Genomic DNA, 20,825 nt, shown 5'->3' with positions numbered 1-20,825 from the left:
CTGGTATCGGAGCCTGTCATCATGACCCCCCTCAAAACAACCGCTTTACTGTGTGCGCTTCTTTCAACTGCGCCTGCCGCGCTGGCCCAGAGCGACAGCCAAGATCCACTTTTTAAGCAACTCGCTGGAAAAGCCTTCGTGGGCGAAACGGGCATGGCCATCAAACTTGAAACCGACGGCACCATAAGCGGCGGCAACGACTCGTTCCAATTCGGCGGCACATGGACGGTTGAGGACGGCAAATATTGCCGCACCCTGACAGAACCCACGCCCGAGCCCATGCGCTCGACCGGGTGTCTGGAGATTCAGATCGACGGCGATCAGGCAACTCTGACCAGCGAAGACGGCGTCACGCGCACCTATACATTGCGCTAGCCGTGCGTGATCGGGGCGCTTAGCGCCCCTTGAACAGCGACCCGAAAATGCCACGCACGATGCGCCGGCCTGTGGTGCCTTTCAGCTCTTTCATCACCACGTCGACCACGGCGCCGCCAAGCCCTTCATCGGCCTTTTGGCGCGGCGACCGGCGCGAAGTTGACCGCCCCACCTTCGACCCGGAATAACGACGCCCGGCGCGATATTCGCGTTCCGCGGCGCTTTCGGCTTCTTCTTCCAGCCGCTCAGCTTCTTCGGCAGCTTTCGCAGCGTCCGTCGCGCGTTTGGTCAACACCTCATAGGCGCTTTCGCGGTCCTGCAGGGCTTCGTATTTTCCGGCAATGGGGGATGCGTCGATCAGCGCCTTACGCTCACGCGCCTCAATCGGACCAAGTTGCGAGCTTGGCGGGCGGATCAACGTGCGTTCGACCACCCCCGGCGCGCCTTTGGCTTCCAGAAACGAGGTCACAGCCTCGCCCACACCGACTTCGCGGATGACATCCTCGGTCGAGAAACGCGGATTGTCGCGATAGGTTTCCGCTGCGTGACGCAATTCCCGGCGATCTCTGGCGGTAAACGCACGCAGGGCGTGCTGAATACGGTTACCAAGCTGACCCAAGATATCCTCGGGCACGTCGGCCGGGTTTTGGGTGACGAAATACACGCCTACGCCCTTGGACCGGATCAAGCGCGCAACTTGTTCGACTTTGTTGACCAGCGCCTTGGGTGCGTCGTCGAACAGCAGATGCGCCTCGTCGAAGAAGAATACAAGCTTGGGCTTGTCAGGGTCGCCGACCTCGGGCAATTCCTCGAACAATTCGGACAAAAGCCACAGAAGGAAGGTTGCATACAGGCGCGGGGCGCCCATCAGTTTATCAGATGCCAGGATCGAGATGCGCCCGCGCCCATCGGTGTCCGTTCGCAAGATATCAGCCAATTCCAGCGCGGGTTCGCCGAACAGTTTGTTTCCCCCCTGATTTTCCAGGACCAACAACGCCCGCTGGATCGCCCCCACCGAACTGGTCGAAACATTGCCGTATCGCAGCGAAAGATCTTTCGCGTTTTGTCCCACCCAGACCAACAAGGCTTGTAAATCTTTCAAGTCCAGAAGCGGCAACCCCTGCTCGTCGGACACACGGAAGGCGATATTCAACACCCCTTCCTGCGCTTCAGTCAGTTCCAGAAGGCGCGACAACAGAAGCGGCCCCATCTCGGTGACGGTGGTGCGGATCGGGTGACCCTGTTCACCAAAAAGGTCCCAGAAGGTCACTGGGAATGCGTCATACGAGTAGTCATCAAAGCCGATCTTACCCGCGCGGCTGGTGAAGGCGTCGTGCAACTTGAACCCATCAGACCCGGCCTTGGCCAGCCCCGACAGATCGCCCTTCACATCCGACAAGAACACTGGCACGCCCTGCGCTGCGAAGCTTTCAGCCATGATCTGCAAGGTGACGGTCTTGCCGGTGCCGGTCGCCCCAGCAACCAGCCCGTGACGGTTTGCATATTTCAACAAAAGCCCCTGTTTGGTAGCATAGTCCTTGCCCCCGCCACCAATGAAAATTGCACCGTCCATTTATGTGTCCCCTCGAGCCGGAAAAACCTGTTTGGGGAACAATACTATCTTAACCCATTTGTGCCAGACTGGAGTTGCCCCGAAGATCATGGTCTATCTGGGGTTGACATCCTCCCTGTCAGACTTGCCTCGCCTTCGGGCGGGGCTTTTTTCTAAACAGGTCACTAAAAATACAGCGTTTGGCGGTATCGTGGATTTTCAAGCAAAAACCGACACTTTCAACGAAAATTCCGTCTCAAAAAAACTTGACCCCTGCGACCAAGTGACATAGCGTCTGGGTCAATAAGCCGGTCAGTCCGGCAGGGAGAGAGTGTTGAAAAGGGTCTGCCTCGCGGGCCCTTTTCGACATTTCGCCACTTTGTGCGCAAGATCCCGCCTTCACAATCGGCCCGCAAAGCGTGATTGGTTTTGCACCTGACACTGCTTTCGGGTCGTGATATTCACGCAGTCAATGTGACCTGAAAAGAAACGTAAGGATCGAAAATGAAGGCTGAGCTGATGAAAACCCTACCCGTTGTCGCGCTGCTCGCGCTGGCGACCCCGGTATTTGCACAAGACACAACCGAAACGGAAGGCGCGGCCGATCAACCAGCCGCCGAGGTAACCGAAGACGCCCCTGCACAATCCGCCGACCAACCCAACCTTGATCTGGGCCAGCCAGTCGGTGATGGCAGCCGCCAACCCGGCCAGACTTACATTGAAAAGGTCACTGGTGATTGGGAACGCAAATGCATCACCTTGCCTGAAGGCCAAGGCGATGATCCCTGCCAGATGTATCAATTGCTGAAAGACGACAAGGGCAATTCAGTCGCCGAAATTTCGTTGGGCCGTTTGCCCGAAGGCGGCCAGGCAACGGCAGGCGCGACCGTCGTGGTGCCGCTTGAAACACTTCTGACCCAGCAACTGACAATCTCGGTCGATGGCGGTCAGGGCAAGCGCTATCCGTTCCGGTTCTGCGCGCAGCCCGGCTGCGTGGCCAATATCGGCTTCACACAGGCCGAAATCGACGGCTTCAAGCGGGGCGCCAAAGCCACGGTCAGCATCGTACCAGCCGCAGCCCCCGACCAGAAAGTTAACCTGACCATGTCGCTGGACGGTTTCACACAATCCTACGACGAACTGTCTGTGCCGACGCAGCAAGAGCAGTAAGCATTTAAAGAAACAAGAAAACGCCGCCCGTCAGAGGCGGCGTTTTTTTTGTGGCCCGCGCCGTTTGTTGCGCAACCGGTCAGACCGAGCGCAAAGCCAGCACGGCATTCAAACCGCCAAACGCAAAGGCGTTGGACAGGACCGCATCAACTTTGGCATCCCGCGCGACGTTTGGCACGACATCCAGCGCGCATTCGGGGTCCGGTTCCTGATATCCGATCGTGGGGGCAATCACGCCGTCGCGTAATGCCATGATACAAGCCAGAAGCTCGACCGCACCGGTGCCGCCGATCAAATGTCCGTGCATCGACTTGGTGGACGAGATCATAAGCACGTCGGCGTGGGGCCCGAACGCATCCGCCACTGCCGCGCATTCCGTCTTGTCGTTGGCCGCCGTGCCGGTGCCATGAGCATTGATATAGCCGACATCGCCGGGGTTTAGGCCAGCGTCCTTCATCGCCCCCACAATCGCACGCGAGGCACCTTGTTTGGACGGCATCACAATATCAGCGGCGTCCGACGTCATGGCGAAGCCCACCACTTCGGCCAATATCTCGGCCCCGCGGGCACGGGCGTGATCATAGTCCTCAAACACAAATACGGCCGCGCCTTCACCCTGCACCATGCCGTTGCGGTTGGCAGAAAAAGGTCGGCAGGCGTCCTTGGACATGACGCGCAGCCCTTCCCACGCCTTGATGCCGCCGAAACATAGCATCGCCTCGGAGCCGCCGGTGATCATCACGTCGGCCATTCCTGTGCGGATCGTCTGCATCGCCTGCCCCATCGCGTGGTTCGAACTGGCGCAGGCGGTGGCGACGGTGAAGCTTGGCCCCTTCAGGTTCCATTCCATCGAGACATGGCTGGCCGCCGCATTGTTCATCAACTTGGGCACGACGAACGGATGCACCCGGTTCTTGCCGTCGGCGTAAACGGTGCGATAGTTTTCATCCAACGTATTCATCCCGCCGCCCGACGTGCCCAGGACCACACCCGATCGCGTCGCAAGCTCGCCCGAGAATCCAAGGCCCGACTGGCCGATTGCCTCGCGCGCAGCCAACAGGGTGAACTGGGTGAACCGGTCATAGAGTGCAATTTGTTGGCGGTTGAAGTTCGCCTCGGCCTCATACCCCTTGATCTGCGCACCGATGCGGATGGACAGGCGGTCGACATCCTGAAACTCAAGATCGCCAATGCCACAGCGGCCTTCGCGCATAGCTTCAAGCGTTTCTCGCACATTGCGGCCAAGGGCGTTGATCGTCCCCTGCCCGGTGATAACAACGCGTCGCATTTTTCTTGTCACCTTCAGGTTTTCTGCGCGGCAACCAGCCCCTGCACCGCGTGAACGATGGCCGACACCGACGAGATATCAAAATCCCCTTCGGTCGGATCATTGGCGTTGAAGGGCACTGTGATGTCGAATGCCTCTTCTATCGCGAAGATACTTTCCACGACGCCAAGACTGTCGATGCCGATATCCTCAAGCGATTGATCCATCGAGATATCGCTTGGTTCGATCATCGCCTGTTCGGCCAGAATGACAATCACGCGGTCGTTGATGCTGTCCGACATGACATTCCCTTTCGCGGTCACAAGTATCTAGTTCTTGTCCACAAGCTTTGAAACCGTTTTCTGAAGCTCGCGCAAGGTCTGGGCCAGCCTTGGAAGGCGGCGCAACTCGCGGCGAATGGCCATCTCGGTTTCGATCTTCACAGCGGGGCTTCCCAGAACGGCACGTCCGGCGGGCACATTGGTATAGATGTTGGTGCCACCACCAGCAATCACGTCGTCACCGATGAAGATATTGTCGCTGACGCCGACCTTACCGCCCAGGACGACCCGGTTGCCGATCTTGGCCGATCCCGAAACGCCGACATTGCCACACATCATCACATCCTCACCCACATCGGCGTTGTGGCCGACCTGAACCTGGCAGTCGATCTTGGTGCCACGCCCGATCCGGGTGGCGCGCACCGTGCCTCGGTCGATGGTCGAGGTCGCACCAAGTTCAACATCGTCACCAACCTCGACCCCGCCAAGCGAATGCACGCGCGCCCAGTGGTGACTGCCTACAACCGGCACATCCGTGTCGCGCGCGCCCATGCCACCACGCAGGCTTTCCACCGCGCTTTCCTTCTCTAGCGTCACATAAGAGAACCCGTCGCCGCCAACGACCGAGTTAGACTGCCCAATATAGCGATCTCCGATGGTGCACAGATGCGCAATCCGCGCGCCGGGGTGCAGCACAAGATCCTCTCCGATCTCCGTGCCATAGCCGATAGATGCATGAGCCGCGACCTGCGCGCGCGCGCCGATGGTGACATTCGCCCCGATCACCGCCAATGGCCCGATGCGCGCGCCCGGACCGATTTTTGCGGTTTCGTCAATAACAGCGGTCGGGTGAATGCCCGCGGCAATGCCAAGACCCGGGTCCAACGCGCGGGTCAGAAGCGGCATCGCGGCCTTGCCCCGGTTCAGACAGATCGCACCATCCAGCCCCAGCGCCTGCCAATCGGCCCCGTCCCACAAAAGGGCTGCACGGGCGCTGCCTTGTGCGATGCCATCGGCGTATTTCGGGTCCATCGCCAATGCCAACTGATCCGGCCCGGCTTCGGATGGTTCCGCCGCACCGACCAGAACGATCTCGCCATTACCCATGACCTCAGCCCCCAACGAGGCGGCGATTTCTGAAAGAGTGAACTGCATCTGATCCCCTTGTCCTGATGGGGCGATCCGGCCCACCATCTTTGCGAAAGGATTACCCCTCTGCGCCGCGAAGCGCCACCCCGGCATTTTGCAATGCCTGCCACAATTTGGCGTCACGACCATAGATATCGCGACGATAGTTCACGCGCCCCTTCACGGGCGCAATCGCGGTGCGATAAACCAGATGCACCGGTACGGGCTGATCAAGGTCAATCCGCGTCTCGCGCCCCGTATTCAGCACCGAATGGAACTTGCCTTCAGGGTCCGCAGTCTGCTTGGACAACAGCTCATAGGCAAAGTCGAACGGATCGCTTAGCCGGATGCACCCATGGCTGAACGCCCGCACCTCGCGCCCGAACAGGCTTTTTGACGGTGTGTCGTGCAGATAGATATTGTATTTGTTCGGGAACATGAACTTGACCAATCCAAGCGCATTCCGCTTGGAGGGCGGTTGTTTGATCGCGAACGGAAAGGATTTGGCTGAAAACGCCTTGAAGTTCACCCGCGAACGGTTGACCACCCGGCCCCGACTGTCGATCAGTTTAAGGTGGCTGACAGCGTTAGGGTTGCGTTTCAGCATCGGCAGATACTCTTTCGTGGCGATCGAGCGGGGGACGTTCCAGGTCGGATTCACCACCATGAATTCCATTACATCCGAGAATTCGGGACTGCGAAGGTCATGCTGGTTTTTGCCGATGACCGAACGAGTCGCGAAGGTGACGCGGCCATGATCAACCAGTTCGGCGCTGAAATCGGTCAGGTTCACCCAAACATGACGGTCGCCGCGGTCGAAATTGGTCCAGCGCTCCCGCTCCATCGCGACAACGATTGAGCCAAGGCGGTTTTGCAATGACTGGTTGATCTGGGCCATTGTGCTGGCACCCGCAACGCCGTCGGCAGTCAGACCATGATCTTGTTGAAACAGTTGCACAGCGGTCTGGATCGCCGCGTCATAAGATTGGCTAGCGGATCGGTTCAGATAACCCATACGGATCAACCGGTTGCGCAGAGCAACGACCGCCGCGCCGGATTGGCCGGGCTTCAGCGATTTGGCGGGCACTGTGGGGCCCCAACCGCCATTTGCCATCAGACCTTCAAGCTTCAGTTTTTCCTTCATCAGCCGGGCATATTCCGGCGCTTTGGGCGGCAGTGTCTTGAAGTAATGGTGTGGATCAGCGTCTGCCAATGCCGTCAGAAGTGTGGTGCCACTTTTGCGCGGCACCTTGCGAACGATGCCGCTGTCGACCTTTGATGGGGTCAGAACACCACTGTTGATATCCTGCGCATAAGCCACGAACAGTTGGGACATCGCGACTTCAAGCCGGCCAAGATCGCGCAGACTGGCGACACCTTCCAACTGGCGCATCACGGCGGCTGTGTCATAGTCGGGCAATCCGTGATCCGGCGCCCGCTTCATGGCCCTGAACAACGCGCTGCGCCGCGCGGTGGACGCCTCGTCGTTATCGGTCCAGATCGGTTGAAAACCGGTGCTTCGGTAGTAAGCCGCGATTTCTTCGTTCTGTGCTGCGGCTTCAGCGATGGCTTGCGCAAAGGCAGACACGCTGATGCCTGAGGTCAGGCCATCAAGTTGGGTGTGCGTTTGTATCCGCATTTGAGCCTGCGTCTGTACGGGTACGCCCGTCAGCACGACAGCCAAAATTACAGAAATCCCCGCCGAAGGAAAAAGGCGACGAGCTTGTCGTAGCGTCTTGGAAGTCATGTCCTGCCCAAAATAGTGAACTTGCGATCTAATAGCTGATCATCCACAATTGGTAAGGCTAAGTCCATTCACAATCAGGGTAAAACCCGACCTTTCAACGGTCGACGCGCCACCGCCCAGCCGGTGACGCATTTGCGCCACAATTAACCAATACTTCACGGTTTTCAGCAGTTTTTTGCCGATTTCTCTTGAACAAGTGAAACACCCCAAATCCGCTCTTGGCCCTCGAATCGAGTTGTGCCATAAAGTCCACGAGCCTGGGGAAGAGGCTAAACTACTTGTTAACCCGATGGGACAACGATCCCGTTGAGGGGCTGCAAAACAGGCAAGCGATGGGACACGCTGGAACATGACTATCGACACTTCGGTCGGATCCAATTCCGTTATGACTCGCCGCGGTTTGCTGGGCGCATTTGCCGCCACAGCCGTAAGTGCCGCACCGATGTATGCCAATGCCGCGGGCTTTCTGCGCGGCGGGGGCGATGTGCGAAGACTCGCCATGTATTCGGGACGCACAGGTGAAACGATCAACATGATTTATTGGATCGAAGGCAAATATATCAAAGATGCCTTGAAAGAGATCAATCACTTCATGCGCGATTGGCGCACAGATCAGGCAATTTCGATCGACGCACGCACCGTCGACATCATGGCCGCCGCTCACGGACTTATGGGCGCGCGCGAACCTTACATGATGCTGTCGGGCTATCGCTCGCCCAAGACCAACGCGATGCTGCGGTCTCGGTCGCGCGGGGTTGCCAAGAACTCGCTGCACATGAAGGGGCAAGCCGCCGACCTGCGGCTGAAGTCCCGCTCCGTCAACCAGATGTTCAAGGCGGCTGTGGCCTGCCGTGGCGGCGGTGTTGGAAAATATTCCGGTTCCAACTTCGTTCACATGGATTGCGGCGTGGTTCGCAGTTGGGGACGTTAAGGCAGCTTGCCCTGACCACCGTTCTGTTGAACGCGAAAGGCCCACCGATTTGGCGGGCCTTTTCTTTTGGACGAGTTTAAGTCGGAGAACAGTTTCAGCCTTTCTTTGGCATCAACCGCCCCGGCTCGTTCGTTTCCAGATAGGCTTCCTGCTCTGACGTCAGGTCAATACAGTCGTAGCCCGTCACCATCGGCCGAACATGCGCACGGAAGCCATGGCCGACAGTCAGCAGATAGACATGGATCACCACGAAGGCTGCGATCACATAGGCCGCCAGAAGATGAACATTGGCAATCACGTACAGCATGAAGGTCGACCCTTCGTCCGCCGCCCAGAAGTTATAGGTAAGATACAGCAGACCTGACCCCCAGATTGCCGGGAACACCACCACTTTCAGACCAAAATAAGTCAACGCTTGAAGCGGGTTATGTTTGCGCCAGAAGATCTTTTGATAGGGCGGTTCTTCACCGCGGAACACACCATAGGCATAGAACCGGGCCATTTTGAACAGCCCTTCGATCTGCGGGATGAACTGCCGCCACGTTCCGGTGGTAAACAACCAGAACGTCGCGAAAATCCAAATAGCCAACAAAACCAACGCGGCCAACGTGTGCAACATGACCGCCGGGCCGAACGGCAGCAGTGAATGCAGACCGTTCAAACCAAAGCCCGTGAACATCAGGATCATGATCATCACCATCTGCGTCCAGTGCCATAAGCGTTCAAACCGCGGGTAAACCTTTACGAAGCGTCTAGCCATGATCTGTGCCTCCTTTGCGGCCACCAACGATGCGCAGGATAATGTGGATGCCGACGCCAAGAACGGTCAGCAAAAACAAAGCCATCCCCGCCAAGCCGACCGGCGAGCGGGGGTCGGTCCCCGGCATATAGACCGCCGCGATCCCGTCCAGCCGCCCGTCTTCCGCGTGACAGGACCCGCAATTCAGCGCATCCTTGGCCGGCGCGACCATATGGGTGATTGGCCAATACATCTGCGTGTCGACAAAATCGAAATTCCCGGAATATTCCTGCCCTGCGGCTTTCATCCCGGCCTCGATCGCCTTGGGCCAGTTGAAGTTGGTCCAGAACGCCGTGTCCGTGGTCGGACCCCAGACATGGGAATAGGCCAGCTTGTTGCTGCCGGTGTCATAAGCTTGGCGCCCCTCCATCCGTTTGAAGGGCCAGATCCGGCTGTCGGCGCCATCTGCGGTCCCATTGATACGGTTAACCTCGACCGTGGCGGTCGGGTCAATCACCTCGTCCGTGGCGTATTCCACATGGCCGTTGAACCAGGCATAGTGGGGCACGACATCCTCTTCCCACTCGAAATCACCCTTGGTGGACAGATAGGTGTGCAGCGCTTGGCCATCGGATTGGATGAAATTGCTTTCATGCATCGGCTTGCCCGCCGCATCCAAACGTCCGGCTGTGGACCAGTCCCAGAAGGTCTTGGTAGCTACGCCGCCGCGTGCGAATTCGGGGATGTGGCAGGTTTGGCAGGCCACCTTGTCGGTGTGGTCATTCAGCTTCATCCCCTTGATGTCCATCGGATGCGGGTCGCTGTCATGGCAGCTTTCGCAGGTTGCTGCGGTACGCACAGCGCCGGGCTTACCGCGCCCGACAACGTCTTTGGCCACGGTGTCATAACGTGATCCAGCCCAACTGTGCTGATCTTCCACATGGCAGTTTGAACAGGTGAAGTTCAGCCCGTCCTGCGCCATATGCACGTCCACCTCTTTTGAAGGGGCATACAGAACCGAACTGAGGTCGCCATGTTTTACGTTATCGCCGCCGCCGCCATAGAAATGGCAGTTGCCGCAGTTATCGCGCCCCGGCTTCCCGACCGATTGTGCGGCCTTGGTCAGATCAACCGGCCAAGCCAGCGCGCCGGTGATCGTCGTGGTGCCCGGCTTCACCGGATCCAGTGGTGGGTTGCCAGCACCGGTCGAGGTCTTGGTGTATTGCCCTGATCGGTCGTGACACACCAGACAATCGGGCGCGACGCCCGCCTCGGCCGGTGTGACCGACATATCATCCCAGCCATAGCCTGCGTGACAGGATGTGCAGCGTGCCTCGTTCCCGGCAACGTTGCCACAGAACGCATTGATCACATTGGCTTTCCCTAAGGTCTGCCCACTATCGCTTTCGTAATTCCACGTAAAATGGATTGCGTGCATGATCTGATCATCAGCCGAGTTGTGGCAACTGATACAGGCCTGCGTCACCTCGGTGCCGGTTGCAAATTCCTTTTGCAAGACCTTAAGCTTGGAGTGATCCACCGTCGCCGTCGTCGGGATTGGTGGTGGCGCGGGTGGCGGTGTCGGAGTTGCGTTTTCGCCTTGAGCTTGCGCCGCGTGGCTTATCACGGCAGCAAGGACCAAGGCGAACACAACCGTCAGGTAGTGTCTCATGGCTGATTTCTCCCCTACTCCGGTTCGCGCGGCGGAGGATATATTCGCTATTCTATATCTTTATATATTTAACGCACACAGGGAACGAGCCAAAATGCCGCAGGCAGTCGACAAGGCCCCACCGGGCTGCGTTGATGATTGACCACCCCGCGACCCTTTGGCATCGTCACGCAATATTTGACGAGGTGCCGATGAAACCCTTTCTGATCCTGCAATTACGCCCGGAAGCTGACGCCTCGGACGATGAATTCCGCGCCTTTCTTGAAAATGGCGGTCTGACTGCGGACCAGGTGCATCGCATCCGACTGGATCAACAGGAGATCCCCGCGGATTTGTCGCTTGACGACTATTCCGGCGTGATTGTCGGTGGTGGTCCCGGCTGCGTGTCTGACCCCCCTGCGAAAAAGACCCCGGTCGAGGCCAAGATCGAGGCCGATTGCCTGTCCCTGATGCCGCAGATCACTGACCGTGACATCCCGTTTCTGGGGTGTTGTTACGGCATCGGTATCCTTGGCGCACATCTTGCCCCCGGATCGGTGTCGAAGGAACGGTTCGGCGAACCGGTCAGTGCCAGCGCCTGCCGGGTGACGGATGCTGGCCGCCGCGACCCGCTTCTGGCCAATATTCCCGATGCGTTTGAAGCCTTCGTGGGCCATAAGGAAGCGATGCAACACCTGCCAAAGGGATGCGTGCAGCTTGTCACCTCGGCCACCTGCCCGTTTCAAATGGTTCGCTTCGGCCAAAACGTCTATGCCACCCAGTTTCACCCCGAAGCCGACGCCCAGAGCTTCGAGGCCCGGATCGGCATCTACAAACACCACGGTTATTTCCCACCCCAAACTGCCGAAACGCTGGTCGCGATGGTCCACGCGGCAAACGTGCACGCACCAGCCAATATTCTAAGGAATTTTGTGGTTAGGTACCGAAGATAGACAGCATCATTTCCATTGGCCGGGTGAACCTAACAAGATTGGCGCTGCGCGGCCCCAAACATGACAAAGCAGTCCATCAATCTTCCATCTTTTCATACAAAAGTATTCCATCACTCTCGACCGCCGGACAAACCGTTTCAAGCCCAGCACATTTTTCATACCGTTCAAGATGGACGTCGTTGCTAAGGTGTAGATCAGGATTTCTTGGTAGCCTAGATGCCAGAAGAACCATCTACCGTATCCGCCGTCCGTACCCAGAGACAGTCGCATCACAATAGCTAAATCTACATCGCTGCCAGGTCGATTATCACCTCGCGCCCGACTTCCATAAAGTAGGACTTGCAGTATCTCGGGATGTTTTGACCTGCCAACTGCAGATCGCTTTAATGTCTGACGCTGGAAGAACGTAGGACAGTAACAATGCGCGAGAACACTCGACAGCTCTCTTAAGCGTTTCTAATGAGGTGAATGGTGCACCCGAAATGAGGTGAATGGTGCACCCGAGAGGATTCGAACCTCTGGCCTCTGCCTTCGGAGGGCAGCGCTCTATCCAGCTGAGCTACGGGTGCCAGTGACTTATCGTCTGTCGGGGATATAGGGCATCGACCTACCCCCCGCAACATGAAAAGATCATCGATTCAAGATGCTTTTCGCAAGACACATTTATCTATGCCAGTATGCAAAACGGCGCATCAGCTATCAGAAATGTTACAAGATAAAATCGTTCCAGTGTACGGAATCAACACCCATAATGGCAATTTCGAAGTCATGAATTGCGTCACCATCAACGTCACCGCGAATTAACGAATGCTTACCCGCTTCTTCCACCCAAACAGAATGCGCCCGCGCGCCATTGGTTGAGAAACCGAATTGTTGGTTCCCATCTGCATTTGTGTTCGCATCAATCTTGCGAAGATGTAAATCATCCTCGCCACTATCGAATTGATATACCCGATCACGGAGTTGTCCATTTACGCTGTCGTTTATATTTCGAAAGACAAAGACATCGCGATCGTGATCCACACCTGCGAAAAGGATATCTTTACCGGCCCCACCATCAATAATATCACGCCCGCTACCACCCCTTAGTGCGTCGTCTCCAGCTCCACCATACAGTCTATCATTGCCAGCATTACCAAAAATTTTGTCATTTCCAGCGCCACCGAAAAGTGCATCATTATGTGAACCACCGACCAACTTGTCGTTTCCGGCGCGGCCTACCAGCCGATCATGTCCAGCATTCCCCACCAAAACGTTGTCATCGCTGTTACCCATCAGCCGGTCACTGACATCTCCGCCCCGTATGTGTTCAATGTCGACGATTGTGTCGGTGCCATATCCAGTATTCTGCGGCCCAGTGTGACCTAAGTCGACAAAAACGCGGCTCGCCCCGGAAAACACAATCCAGTCCGACCCCGCCCCTCCATCATACAGGTCGTTCCCGGCCGCCGCATAAAGCTTGTCGTTTCCTGCATTCCCATAAACCTTGTCTGAACCCGATTGCCCGTACAACCGATCATTCCCACCACCGCCAAACAGCCCGTTTGAGGTCTGATTGCCGATAATTTTGTCGTTGCCCTGCCCACCAATGGCCCTTTCAATGACCGTACCGACAGCGAGAGCCAGATTTCCGACCAATCCACCGATATTGGATAATGTGGGGGCGCCACTCGCAGCGGACGAAATTGTAAGGTTAATCAGCTGATTCGCAGACCAGCCCGAAAAATCAAGCGTATCCCAGCCCCCACCATCGGCAATGGTATAGGCTTTCTGCGTGCCGAATTCCGCCATCCGGCCAAACACCGGATCATCTGACGTCGAAATGGTCGAATTGAAGCCATAGATGGTGTGGTCGGTAAACGCATTCGAGGTGCCGAATGTCTTGCCGTCATAAGATTGCTTCCCATACATCCGGTCCAGAGCCAACAAGTCGGCCGCCATGAACGTTTGAACCTCGGCATAACTGGCCCTGATGTTAGGGTTATCGGTTTGAGGGAAATAAGACATGATGCTGTTTTGCCAACTGTCGTTGGAAAAACGCGCGCTTTCAGGGAAACTGGCATCGCCATTGTACAAGCCTTGATGACCCAAACCTAGCGCATGCCCGATCTCATGCAGAATGGTTTGAAAGATATAGTCGTCCTGCGCGTTGGACCAGCCGTCCCAACTGTAGTCGATATTGACATACGCCTTATTTATGAACCCGTCACCGTTCCAATCTTCCCAAAAAGCGAAAGCCCCAAGATAAGAATCACCAAAAACGATGTCGCCATTCGACGAGCCGGTCTCCTTGAAGTTGATCCCAGTCACATTCGACAGATAATCGAATGCCTTGCGCACCAATTGCTGGCGGCCAAACGAAAGGCCCGCGAACTCGTAAGAGCTATATCCAACATTATAGGTGATCGTCCCATATTGCGCACTGCTTCCGCCGCCGGTCAAATTCCATTTTGCGGATGACCCACCAGATTGATGCCAAAACCCGTTTGCCAGATACCCCGACAATGCAAACAACGTCCCATTTGCCATTTTTTCTACCTATCAATCGTTTACTGGCGTCGCGCCGTTGACCACAAAAAAGCCTTTTGCCTCCGTAGGCGTATCCAAGCCGGACACGCAGATGCAGCTGTGACGCACAACACGAACAAATTCAATTTAACGTTGCGAAAACCAGATGGAGGGTCGCCGCGCCATTTTCCCTAGTCATCAGGTATTCTCTTTTTAAATGCCATAGAAAATTACAACTTCTAAATAAGAATATCATCAAACGTCATCGCCCTAGCAACAATGCTATTTTGATCTTGTCATTGCGTATAGCGAAGCCACAACGCAGTTTGATCCACGTTCATCATCGCCAGCATAAATATTAAAAAGAGCGTTTGCATCGGCAAACGCTCTTTTCAAGTTCAATATTCCAAAACGTCGAATTAACGTTTCGAGAACTGGTAGCTCTTACGGGCTTTAGCCTTGCCGTATTTCTTCCGTTCCACAACGCGCGAGTCGCGAGTCAGGAAGCCAGCGGCTTTCAAGGCGCCGCGCAGGCTGGGTTCGTAAAGCTGAAGCGCTTTCGAAATCCCATGTTTCACGGCACCGGCCTGACCAGACAGACCGCCACCTTTGACGGTGGCAACCACATCAAATTCGCCTTCTACGCCGGCAATCTGCTCTGGCTGGCGGACGATCAGTTGCAGAACGGGACGTGCGAAGTAAACGCCCATCTCTTTGCCGTTCACGGTGACCTTGCCGGAACCCGGCTTGATCCATACGCGGGCGACAGCGTCTTTACGCTTGCCGGTGGCATAGGAACGGCCCAACTCGTCGCGAACGGGTTCGCGGGGAGCGGCAATCTCGGCCACGGCCTCGGTGCCTTCGGCAACGGCGTTCAGGTCTTCGAGTGTTTTGATCTCATCAGTCATGATCAGCCCTCACGCGTATTTTTGGAGTTCATGGATTTGACGTCCAGCACTTCAGGGCTTTGCGCCTCGTGGGGATGCTCGGCGCCGGCGTAAATGCGCAGGTTGGTCATTTGCTGACGGCTCAGCGGTCCGCCCGGCAACATGCGCTGCACGGCTTTAGTCAACAGACGCTCGGGATGTTCGCCGTCGAGGATCTGACCAGCGGTGCGGGACTTGATACCGCCCGGATAGCCAGTGTGCCAATAGTGCACTTTGTCGGTGCGCTTCTTGCCGGTCATTTGAACTTTGTCCGCGTTGATCACGATGACATTGTCACCCATGTCCATATGCGGTGTGAATGTGGCTTTATGCTTGCCACGAAGACGCGTTGCGATAATCGACGCAAGACGACCCAGCACGACGCCGTCGGCGTCGATGATGATCCACTTTTTGTCGATATCTGCAGGCGTTGCAGAGAAGGTTTTCATTGATTCAGCCCTGATTGGGTTTCGGATGCGCTGGTTCTAGATGTTTTGGCCGCGGGGTCAAGGGCTGCTTTCGTCAATAAATTATTAAAAAACAAGGGGTTAAAATTAAGGTATCATTATACCCCACAAATATCAGCCAATCGAAGGACCAATCCCGTCTTACTCCGGCAAACAGACCTCGTTTCGCGCGATGGCTTTGCCGGTGCGATAGATCAACCCCAGCACCACAAGCACAAGAACGACCAACACGATCATGCCAATGGTCTGGTGCGCGCGCGACCCGTCCAGTTGTGAAAACCGGAATGACGCAATCGACAATGCCGCCAACGGGAAACTAAGCGCCCACCAGCTGAGTGCAAAGGGCAACTTGGCCAGTCGCGGGACTTGCGCCACAACCAATGCCGCAAAGATATAGCCGGAATTCAGCAGGATACGAGCAAAACCATCCACGACCCCGGTCATGCTGACATAGGCAAGAAACGCGACAGCGGGTGGCGCAATCAGGATCACCATGGTCGGAAACAGCCGCGCGGCAATCGGGTCGTGGAAAATCAGCCGGTTCATCACGAGGGTCAGCAGCACCACCCAGAAGATCAGACAGCCCGAGAAGAATAGCCACGAAATCTCGATATAGCCAAGGCGTGCGCCCAGTATTGGCACGATAACGTTGCCCACCGCGGGAATGAACCATGCAGGCGTCAGGTGGCCCACCTGAAAGCTGCGGTGGCTGATCCAGCCCGTCACCACGGCAATGGTCAGAACACCCTGCCCCACGACGCCAGCCAGCCACACCCATTCCGCCAGCATCGGGTTATAGCTGTGGATCGCGGTTGCCAACAATAACAGCGATATCGTGATGGTGGGAAAGAACGCGACTTTTACCGGGTGATGCCATTCCTCGGCCACCATTGCGGGATAACGCATGGCCTTGGCGATATAAAAACCCGACACGACCAGCAGGATGGCGACCCCGATCAAAAGCACCAGAGACGAGGCATGGGCCAGCCACGGAAAAGCCGGTACGCCTGCGTGCAGCGCAAGTGTCAGCCCGAAAAGCCCCATCAGAATGGCGTAGAACGTAACAGGGAAATGTGCCAGCCGGCTGGTCTCGGCCGGTGGTGTGATGGGATCGGGCGGGGTGGTCGAAGGATGGGACATCGTAGCCTCGTGTCGATATATTCAACTTTTTGGTGCGCCAATCCCCAGCCGCGGTCAACCCCGTTCCGGCGGGATCGAGTAGGTCAAACTGGCGCGGGCAACTGGTGCGTCGTTGCCTTCGGAATGGATCATCACATCCCCCACCGCCAAAACACGGCCCAGCTTGTGCAGCCGGGCATGGGCCACCAAATCAGTGTCGGCGGCAGGTTTGCGCATGAAATCGATGGAACAATTGGTCGTAACCGCCAGCGCCTTTGGTCCGATCATCGCAAGGATCGCCAGATAGATCGACACATCGGCCAGCGCAAACATCGTCGGGCCGGACACGGTGCCACCGGGGCGTAGATGCTTGTCACCAATCCGGGTGCGCACGGTCACTTGCATCGGCGCCAGATCGGCAATCTCGAAATCGGGAGCAACCTGGGGGAAGGCTTCCTCCATAAAGGTTTGCAGTTCATTGCGTGACATTTTCAATTGCATGGTTTCCCCCCGAGATTTTCCCGCCTATCGTGTGCCGGAACGTGACTGGAGGACAAGATGGCAGACCCACTTCTGATCAGAGAGGACGCAGCGTCAGTTGCTCGTTTGACCCTGAACAACCCCGGCGCGCTGAATGCGTTGTCGGACGCAATGCTCGCCGCCCTGAAGGCGGAATTCGAAGCATTGGCCGATGACACCTCGATCCGCGCAGTCGTGATCGAAGGCGCAGGCAAGGTCTTTTGCGCAGGCCACGACCTGAAGGAAATGACTGCCGGACGCCAGGCCGAGGATGGCGGCGCGGCCTATTTCAAAGACCTTTTTGACCGCTGCGCCGAGGTCATGTGCATGATCCCCCGCCTGCCCCAGCCTGTCATTGCCCAAGCGCACGGCATCGCCACCGCCGCAGGCTGTCAGCTTCTGGCAACATGCGACATGGCTGTGGCCGCCGAAGGCACGCGGTTTGGCGTGAACGGCGTGAATATCGGCTTGTTCTGCTCGACCCCCATGGTGGCCCTGACCCGTAACGTGCCACGCAAGGTCGCATTTGAAATGCTGACTACCGGCGAATTCATCGACGCCACCCGCGCGCGCGAAGTCGGGCTGGTCAACCGCGTCGTCCCGCACGATCAGTTGCGCGCGGCAACCGACGAGCTTGCTCAGACAGTGGCCTCGAAGCTCGGCGCGGCGGTCAAGATCGGCAAGGCGAGCTTTTACGATCAGGCCGATATGTCGCTTGAGGCCGCCTATGCCTTCGCCGGTGCCGCGATGGTCGAAAACATGATGCTGCGCGACACCGAGGAAGGCATTAGCGCCTTCATCGAAAAACGCAAACCGGACTGGGATCAATCCCGCTAACCCCCTAATCGCGAAGGCCACCATGCCCTATCTGATCCTCTTGTTGGCGGTTATCGCCGAAACCATCGGCACGACCGCCCTTCAGGCCAGTCAGCAATTTTCACGCCTGTGGCCTTCGGTGACAGTGGTGGTGGCGTATGCGATCAGCTTTATCTTGTTAAGCTGGACGCTGAAATACATGGCGGTTGGCATCGTCTATGCAATCTGGTCGGGGCTGGGGATCGTGTTGATTGCGATCATCGGATATGCGCTTTTTGGGCAAAAGCTGGACCTGCCCGCGCTGCTTGGGCTGTCCATGATCCTTGGTGGTATCCTCATAATTCACCTGTTTTCGCAGGCCGCCCCGCATTGACAGGTGGGCGTGCAGCTCACAGAAATTAACGCGCACCGGATTTTGGGGTGGATTTCATGGCCCAACCAAGCTATGCGCGGCTCCTGACCTCGAACACATTCATTATGTTTCCCCTTTAAGGTGGCCCTATGGACCTGCGCAATATCGCGATCATCGCACACGTTGACCACGGCAAGACGACCCTTGTTGACGAGCTTCTGAAACAATCCGGTGCGTTCCGGGAAAACCAGGCCGTCGCTGAACGCGTCATGGATTCTGACGATTTGGAGCGTGAGCGTGGGATCACCATTTTCGCCAAGCCTACATCGGTCGAATATAAAGGCACACGGATCAATATCGTCGACACCCCCGGACACGCTGACTTCGGTGGCGAGGTTGAGCGGATCCTGTCGATGGTCGATGGCGTTGTTTTGCTGGTGGACGCCGCGGAGGGGCCGATGCCGCAGACCAAGTTCGTGACCTCGAAAGCCTTGGCGCTGGGTTTGCGCCCCATCGTCGTCCTGAACAAGGTCGATAAACCGGACGCGGAACCTGACCGCGCGCTGGACGAATGTTTTGATCTGTTCGCCAGCCTTGGCGCAGATGACGACCAGCTGGACTTTCCGCATATGTATGCCTCGGGCCGCAATGGCTGGGCGGATGCGGAACTGGACGGGCCGCGCAAGGATTTGCACGCGCTGTTCAACCTGATCGTGAACCACGTCCCTGCCCCGCGCCAACTGGCCCATCAGGACGAAGATTTCTCGATGCTGGCGACCACGCTGGGGGCCGACCCATTCGTCGGCCGCCTGCTGACCGGTCGCGTAGAAACCGGGCGGCTCAAGGTTGGTGCCACCGTGCAAGCCCTGTCGCGCGTCGGCCAGAAGATCGAACAGTTCAGGGTCACTCGTATTCAGGCGTTCCGTGGTCTGGGGCAACAAGACATCGACGAAGCACTGGCAGGCGATATTGTATCGCTGGCGGGTATGTCAAAGGCGACCGTGGCCGACACGATCTGCGCGTTGGCCGTGGATGAACCGCTGGATGCCCAACCCATCGACCCGCCCACCATCACCGTGACTTTCGGCATCAATGACAGCCCGCTGGCGGGCCGCGACGGCAAGAAAGTTCAATCGCGCGTCATCCGCAACCGGTTGATGAAAGAGGCCGAAAGCAACGTCGCGATCAAGATCGCTGACACCCCCGGCGGCGAGGCGTTCGAAGTCTCGGGCCGCGGCGAATTGCAGATGGGCGTGCTGATCGAGAACATGCGCCGCGAAGGGTTCGAGCTGTCGATCTCGCGCCCGCAGGTGATCATGCGTGAAGAAAACGGCCAGACCGTAGAGCCAATCGAGGAAGTCACCGTAGACGTGGACGACGAATACTCCGGCGTGGTGATCGAAAAACTGACGGGATCGCGCAAGGGCGAGTTGACCGAGATGAAGCCCGCAGGCGCTGGCAAAACCCGGATCATCGCCCATGTGCCGTCGCGCGGGCTGATCGGCTATCATGGCGAGTTTCTGACCGATACACGCGGCACCGGCGTTCTGAACCGCGTGTTCCACGGCTGGGCACCGCACAAAGGTGATATTCCGGGCCGTCGTGCGGGGGTTTTGATCTCGATGGAAAACGGGACCTCGGTCGCCTATGCGCTTTGGAACCTCGAAGATCGCGGCCGCATGTTCATCGGCGCGCAGGAAAATGTTTATCAAGGCATGATCATCGGCGAACACAGCCGCGAAAATGATCTGGAAGTGAACCCGTTGAAAGGCAAGAAACTGACCAACGTGCGCGCCTCGGGCACGGATGAAGCCGTGCGGCTGACCACCCCGATCACGATGTCGCTGGAAGAGGCTATCGCCTATATCGACAACGATGAACTGGTTGAGGTGACACCGAACAACATCCGGCTGCGCAAACGCTTCCTGGATCCGCATGAACGCAAACGACACGCGCGGTCGACGGATCAGTAAAGCTTACGATTGAAACACGAAAGCCCCGGCGTTTATCCGGGGCTTTTTCGTTTTATCGGCGGGTCATTCGTCCGTCTCGACAATCAACAATTCGCGCTCAGATGCGCCACGGGCATGGCTCAGCGCCTCTTGATAGTCGGGCGAATGATAACAGCCCTCAGCCGCCGCAACGCTGGGAAATTTCGCCACGACATTGCGGGGACGTTCCTTACCCTCCAACTGCACATAACGCCCGCCGCGCGCGATGAAACGTCCGCCATGTTTGGCAATCGCGGGTCCGGCAAGGGCTGCATATTTGCCATAAGCCTCATCATCGGTAACGGTTACATGGGCAATCCAAAGGGCGGGCAT

General features: G+C 57.1%; 21 protein-coding genes and 1 tRNA gene. 7 read left to right on the top strand and 15 right to left on the bottom strand.

What is annotated here, in order from left to right; all coding sequences use genetic code 11:
• Window positions 1-21 precede the first annotated feature (21 nt).
• Window positions 22-375, top strand: coding sequence for a hypothetical protein (locus MN186_RS01700; protein ID WP_242111099.1), 354 nt, complete (start codon window positions 22-24; stop codon window positions 373-375).
• 19 nt (window positions 376-394) lie between these two features.
• On the opposite strand, the gene MN186_RS01695 is transcribed toward MN186_RS01700, so the two are convergent.
• On the bottom strand, window positions 395-1,948 hold the full coding sequence (locus MN186_RS01695) for a helicase HerA-like domain-containing protein (RefSeq protein ID WP_242111098.1): 1,554 nt from the start codon (window positions 1,946-1,948) through the stop codon (window positions 395-397).
• 483 nt (window positions 1,949-2,431) lie between these two features.
• On the opposite strand from MN186_RS01695, the gene MN186_RS01690 reads away from it, so the two are divergent.
• Complete coding sequence (locus MN186_RS01690; protein ID WP_242111097.1) at window positions 2,432-3,097, top strand: invasion associated locus B family protein; 666 nt, start codon at window positions 2,432-2,434, stop codon at window positions 3,095-3,097.
• A gap of 79 nt (window positions 3,098-3,176) precedes the next feature.
• Here MN186_RS01690 and MN186_RS01685 read toward each other — a convergent pair whose 3' ends face one another.
• The 4 genes from MN186_RS01685 to MN186_RS01670 are packed head-to-tail and all read right to left on the bottom strand — an operon-like array spanning window position 3,177 to window position 7,412.
• Window positions 3,177-4,385, bottom strand: a complete 1,209-nt coding sequence (locus tag MN186_RS01685) for a beta-ketoacyl-[acyl-carrier-protein] synthase family protein (protein WP_242111096.1) — start codon at window positions 4,383-4,385, stop codon at window positions 3,177-3,179.
• A gap of 14 nt (window positions 4,386-4,399) precedes the next feature.
• The gene (locus MN186_RS01680; RefSeq protein WP_242111095.1) at window positions 4,400-4,666 is read right to left on the bottom strand and encodes an acyl carrier protein; all 267 of its coding nucleotides are present in this window, start codon (window positions 4,664-4,666) and stop codon (window positions 4,400-4,402) included.
• 27 nt (window positions 4,667-4,693) lie between these two features.
• A complete protein-coding gene (locus MN186_RS01675; RefSeq protein WP_242111094.1) occupies window positions 4,694-5,800 on the bottom strand; it encodes a UDP-3-O-(3-hydroxymyristoyl)glucosamine N-acyltransferase in 1,107 nt (368 codons plus the stop codon).
• A gap of 52 nt (window positions 5,801-5,852) precedes the next feature.
• Window positions 5,853-7,412, bottom strand: coding sequence for a L,D-transpeptidase family protein (locus MN186_RS01670; RefSeq protein ID WP_242111093.1), 1,560 nt, complete (start codon window positions 7,410-7,412; stop codon window positions 5,853-5,855).
• Window positions 7,413-7,905: 493 nt separating this feature from the next.
• Between MN186_RS01670 and mepK the strand changes: the two genes are divergently transcribed.
• The gene (gene mepK / locus MN186_RS01665; RefSeq protein WP_420838883.1) at window positions 7,906-8,451 is read left to right on the top strand and encodes a peptidoglycan L,D-endopeptidase MepK; all 546 of its coding nucleotides are present in this window, start codon (window positions 7,906-7,908) and stop codon (window positions 8,449-8,451) included.
• A 94-nt stretch (window positions 8,452-8,545) separates the two neighbouring features.
• Here the strand turns inward: mepK and MN186_RS01660 are convergent, their stop codons facing one another.
• A complete protein-coding gene (locus MN186_RS01660; protein ID WP_242111091.1) occupies window positions 8,546-9,211 on the bottom strand; it encodes a cytochrome b/b6 domain-containing protein in 666 nt (221 codons plus the stop codon).
• The gene (locus MN186_RS01655) at window positions 9,204-10,862 is read right to left on the bottom strand and encodes a tetrathionate reductase family octaheme c-type cytochrome (RefSeq protein ID WP_242111090.1); all 1,659 of its coding nucleotides are present in this window, start codon (window positions 10,860-10,862) and stop codon (window positions 9,204-9,206) included. The genes MN186_RS01660 and MN186_RS01655 overlap by 8 nt, the downstream gene beginning before the upstream one ends.
• 191 nt (window positions 10,863-11,053) lie before the next feature.
• Between MN186_RS01655 and MN186_RS01650 the strand changes: the two genes are divergently transcribed.
• Window positions 11,054-11,794, top strand: coding sequence for a glutamine amidotransferase (locus tag MN186_RS01650; RefSeq protein WP_242111210.1), 741 nt, complete (start codon window positions 11,054-11,056; stop codon window positions 11,792-11,794).
• 6 nt (window positions 11,795-11,800) lie between these two features.
• Here the strand turns inward: MN186_RS01650 and MN186_RS16595 are convergent, their stop codons facing one another.
• The 7 genes from MN186_RS16595 to MN186_RS01620 form a co-directional block, all read right to left on the bottom strand.
• The gene (locus MN186_RS16595) at window positions 11,801-12,235 is read right to left on the bottom strand and encodes a nucleotidyltransferase domain-containing protein (protein ID WP_353890307.1); all 435 of its coding nucleotides are present in this window, start codon (window positions 12,233-12,235) and stop codon (window positions 11,801-11,803) included.
• A gap of 51 nt (window positions 12,236-12,286) precedes the next feature.
• Window positions 12,287-12,363 (bottom strand) — tRNA-Arg (locus tag MN186_RS01645).
• Between the two features lie 139 nt (window positions 12,364-12,502).
• A complete protein-coding gene (locus MN186_RS01640) occupies window positions 12,503-14,323 on the bottom strand; it encodes a M10 family metallopeptidase (RefSeq protein WP_242111089.1) in 1,821 nt (606 codons plus the stop codon).
• 398 nt (window positions 14,324-14,721) lie between these two features.
• Window positions 14,722-15,210, bottom strand: a complete 489-nt coding sequence (gene rpsI / locus MN186_RS01635) for a 30S ribosomal protein S9 (RefSeq protein ID WP_242111088.1) — start codon at window positions 15,208-15,210, stop codon at window positions 14,722-14,724.
• A gap of 2 nt (window positions 15,211-15,212) precedes the next feature.
• Window positions 15,213-15,677 carry a 50S ribosomal protein L13 gene (gene rplM, locus MN186_RS01630; protein ID WP_242111087.1) on the bottom strand — a complete coding sequence of 155 codons (465 nt, stop codon included), beginning with the start codon at window positions 15,675-15,677 and terminating at the stop codon, window positions 15,213-15,215.
• Window positions 15,678-15,836: 159 nt separating this feature from the next.
• Window positions 15,837-16,835 carry an SLAC1 anion channel family protein gene (locus MN186_RS01625; protein ID WP_242111086.1) on the bottom strand — a complete coding sequence of 333 codons (999 nt, stop codon included), beginning with the start codon at window positions 16,833-16,835 and terminating at the stop codon, window positions 15,837-15,839.
• Window positions 16,836-16,889: 54 nt separating this feature from the next.
• The gene (locus MN186_RS01620; RefSeq protein WP_242111085.1) at window positions 16,890-17,315 is read right to left on the bottom strand and encodes a PaaI family thioesterase; all 426 of its coding nucleotides are present in this window, start codon (window positions 17,313-17,315) and stop codon (window positions 16,890-16,892) included.
• Window positions 17,316-17,372: 57 nt separating this feature from the next.
• On the opposite strand from MN186_RS01620, the gene MN186_RS01615 reads away from it, so the two are divergent.
• The 3 genes from MN186_RS01615 (at window position 17,373) to typA (ending at window position 20,474) form a co-directional block, all read left to right on the top strand.
• Window positions 17,373-18,170, top strand: coding sequence for an enoyl-CoA hydratase (locus MN186_RS01615; RefSeq protein ID WP_242111084.1), 798 nt, complete (start codon window positions 17,373-17,375; stop codon window positions 18,168-18,170).
• A gap of 22 nt (window positions 18,171-18,192) precedes the next feature.
• Window positions 18,193-18,522 carry an SMR family transporter gene (locus MN186_RS01610; RefSeq protein ID WP_242111083.1) on the top strand — a complete coding sequence of 110 codons (330 nt, stop codon included), beginning with the start codon at window positions 18,193-18,195 and terminating at the stop codon, window positions 18,520-18,522.
• A 128-nt stretch (window positions 18,523-18,650) separates the two neighbouring features.
• Window positions 18,651-20,474 (top strand): translational GTPase TypA, encoded by a 1,824-nt coding sequence (gene typA, locus MN186_RS01605; protein WP_242111082.1) that lies wholly within the window; start codon window positions 18,651-18,653, stop codon window positions 20,472-20,474.
• A 63-nt stretch (window positions 20,475-20,537) separates the two neighbouring features.
• On the opposite strand, the gene MN186_RS01600 is transcribed toward typA, so the two are convergent.
• The gene (locus MN186_RS01600) at window positions 20,538-20,825 is read right to left on the bottom strand and encodes a DUF1330 domain-containing protein (protein WP_242111081.1); all 288 of its coding nucleotides are present in this window, start codon (window positions 20,823-20,825) and stop codon (window positions 20,538-20,540) included.

Source organism: Aliiroseovarius sediminis, assembly GCF_022678485.1.
GTDB classification, from domain to species: domain Bacteria; phylum Pseudomonadota; class Alphaproteobacteria; order Rhodobacterales; family Rhodobacteraceae; genus Aliiroseovarius; species Aliiroseovarius sediminis.
Note: the sequence above shows the minus strand (reverse complement) of the source record. Positions and strands in the feature narration are given on the sequence as shown.

What these genes read in the sequence shown, in the direction of transcription:
- MN186_RS01700 (WP_242111099.1), top strand. Translation starts at nt 22, where the DNA reads ATGACCCCCCTCAAAACAACCGCTTTACTGTGTGCGCTTCTTTCAACT.
- MN186_RS01695 (WP_242111098.1), bottom strand. Translation starts at nt 1,948, where the DNA reads ATGGACGGTGCAATTTTCATTGGTGGCGGGGGCAAGGACTATGCTACC.
- MN186_RS01690 (WP_242111097.1), top strand. Translation starts at nt 2,432, where the DNA reads ATGAAGGCTGAGCTGATGAAAACCCTACCCGTTGTCGCGCTGCTCGCG.
- MN186_RS01685 (WP_242111096.1), bottom strand. Translation starts at nt 4,385, where the DNA reads ATGCGACGCGTTGTTATCACCGGGCAGGGGACGATCAACGCCCTTGGC.
- MN186_RS01680 (WP_242111095.1), bottom strand. Translation starts at nt 4,666, where the DNA reads ATGTCGGACAGCATCAACGACCGCGTGATTGTCATTCTGGCCGAACAG.
- MN186_RS01675 (WP_242111094.1), bottom strand. Translation starts at nt 5,800, where the DNA reads ATGCAGTTCACTCTTTCAGAAATCGCCGCCTCGTTGGGGGCTGAGGTC.
- MN186_RS01670 (WP_242111093.1), bottom strand. Translation starts at nt 7,412, where the DNA reads ATGCGGATACAAACGCACACCCAACTTGATGGCCTGACCTCAGGCATC.
- mepK (WP_420838883.1), top strand. Translation starts at nt 7,906, where the DNA reads ATGACTCGCCGCGGTTTGCTGGGCGCATTTGCCGCCACAGCCGTAAGT.
- MN186_RS01660 (WP_242111091.1), bottom strand. Translation starts at nt 9,211, where the DNA reads ATGGCTAGACGCTTCGTAAAGGTTTACCCGCGGTTTGAACGCTTATGG.
- MN186_RS01655 (WP_242111090.1), bottom strand. Translation starts at nt 10,862, where the DNA reads ATGAGACACTACCTGACGGTTGTGTTCGCCTTGGTCCTTGCTGCCGTG.
- MN186_RS01650 (WP_242111210.1), top strand. Translation starts at nt 11,054, where the DNA reads ATGAAACCCTTTCTGATCCTGCAATTACGCCCGGAAGCTGACGCCTCG.
- MN186_RS01640 (WP_242111089.1), bottom strand. Translation starts at nt 14,323, where the DNA reads ATGGCAAATGGGACGTTGTTTGCATTGTCGGGGTATCTGGCAAACGGG.
- rpsI (WP_242111088.1), bottom strand. Translation starts at nt 15,210, where the DNA reads ATGACTGATGAGATCAAAACACTCGAAGACCTGAACGCCGTTGCCGAA.
- rplM (WP_242111087.1), bottom strand. Translation starts at nt 15,677, where the DNA reads ATGAAAACCTTCTCTGCAACGCCTGCAGATATCGACAAAAAGTGGATC.
- MN186_RS01625 (WP_242111086.1), bottom strand. Translation starts at nt 16,835, where the DNA reads ATGTCCCATCCTTCGACCACCCCGCCCGATCCCATCACACCACCGGCC.
- MN186_RS01620 (WP_242111085.1), bottom strand. Translation starts at nt 17,315, where the DNA reads ATGCAATTGAAAATGTCACGCAATGAACTGCAAACCTTTATGGAGGAA.
- MN186_RS01615 (WP_242111084.1), top strand. Translation starts at nt 17,373, where the DNA reads ATGGCAGACCCACTTCTGATCAGAGAGGACGCAGCGTCAGTTGCTCGT.
- MN186_RS01610 (WP_242111083.1), top strand. Translation starts at nt 18,193, where the DNA reads ATGCCCTATCTGATCCTCTTGTTGGCGGTTATCGCCGAAACCATCGGC.
- typA (WP_242111082.1), top strand. Translation starts at nt 18,651, where the DNA reads ATGGACCTGCGCAATATCGCGATCATCGCACACGTTGACCACGGCAAG.
- MN186_RS01600 (WP_242111081.1), bottom strand. Translation starts at nt 20,825, where the DNA reads ATGCCCGCCCTTTGGATTGCCCATGTAACCGTTACCGATGATGAGGCT.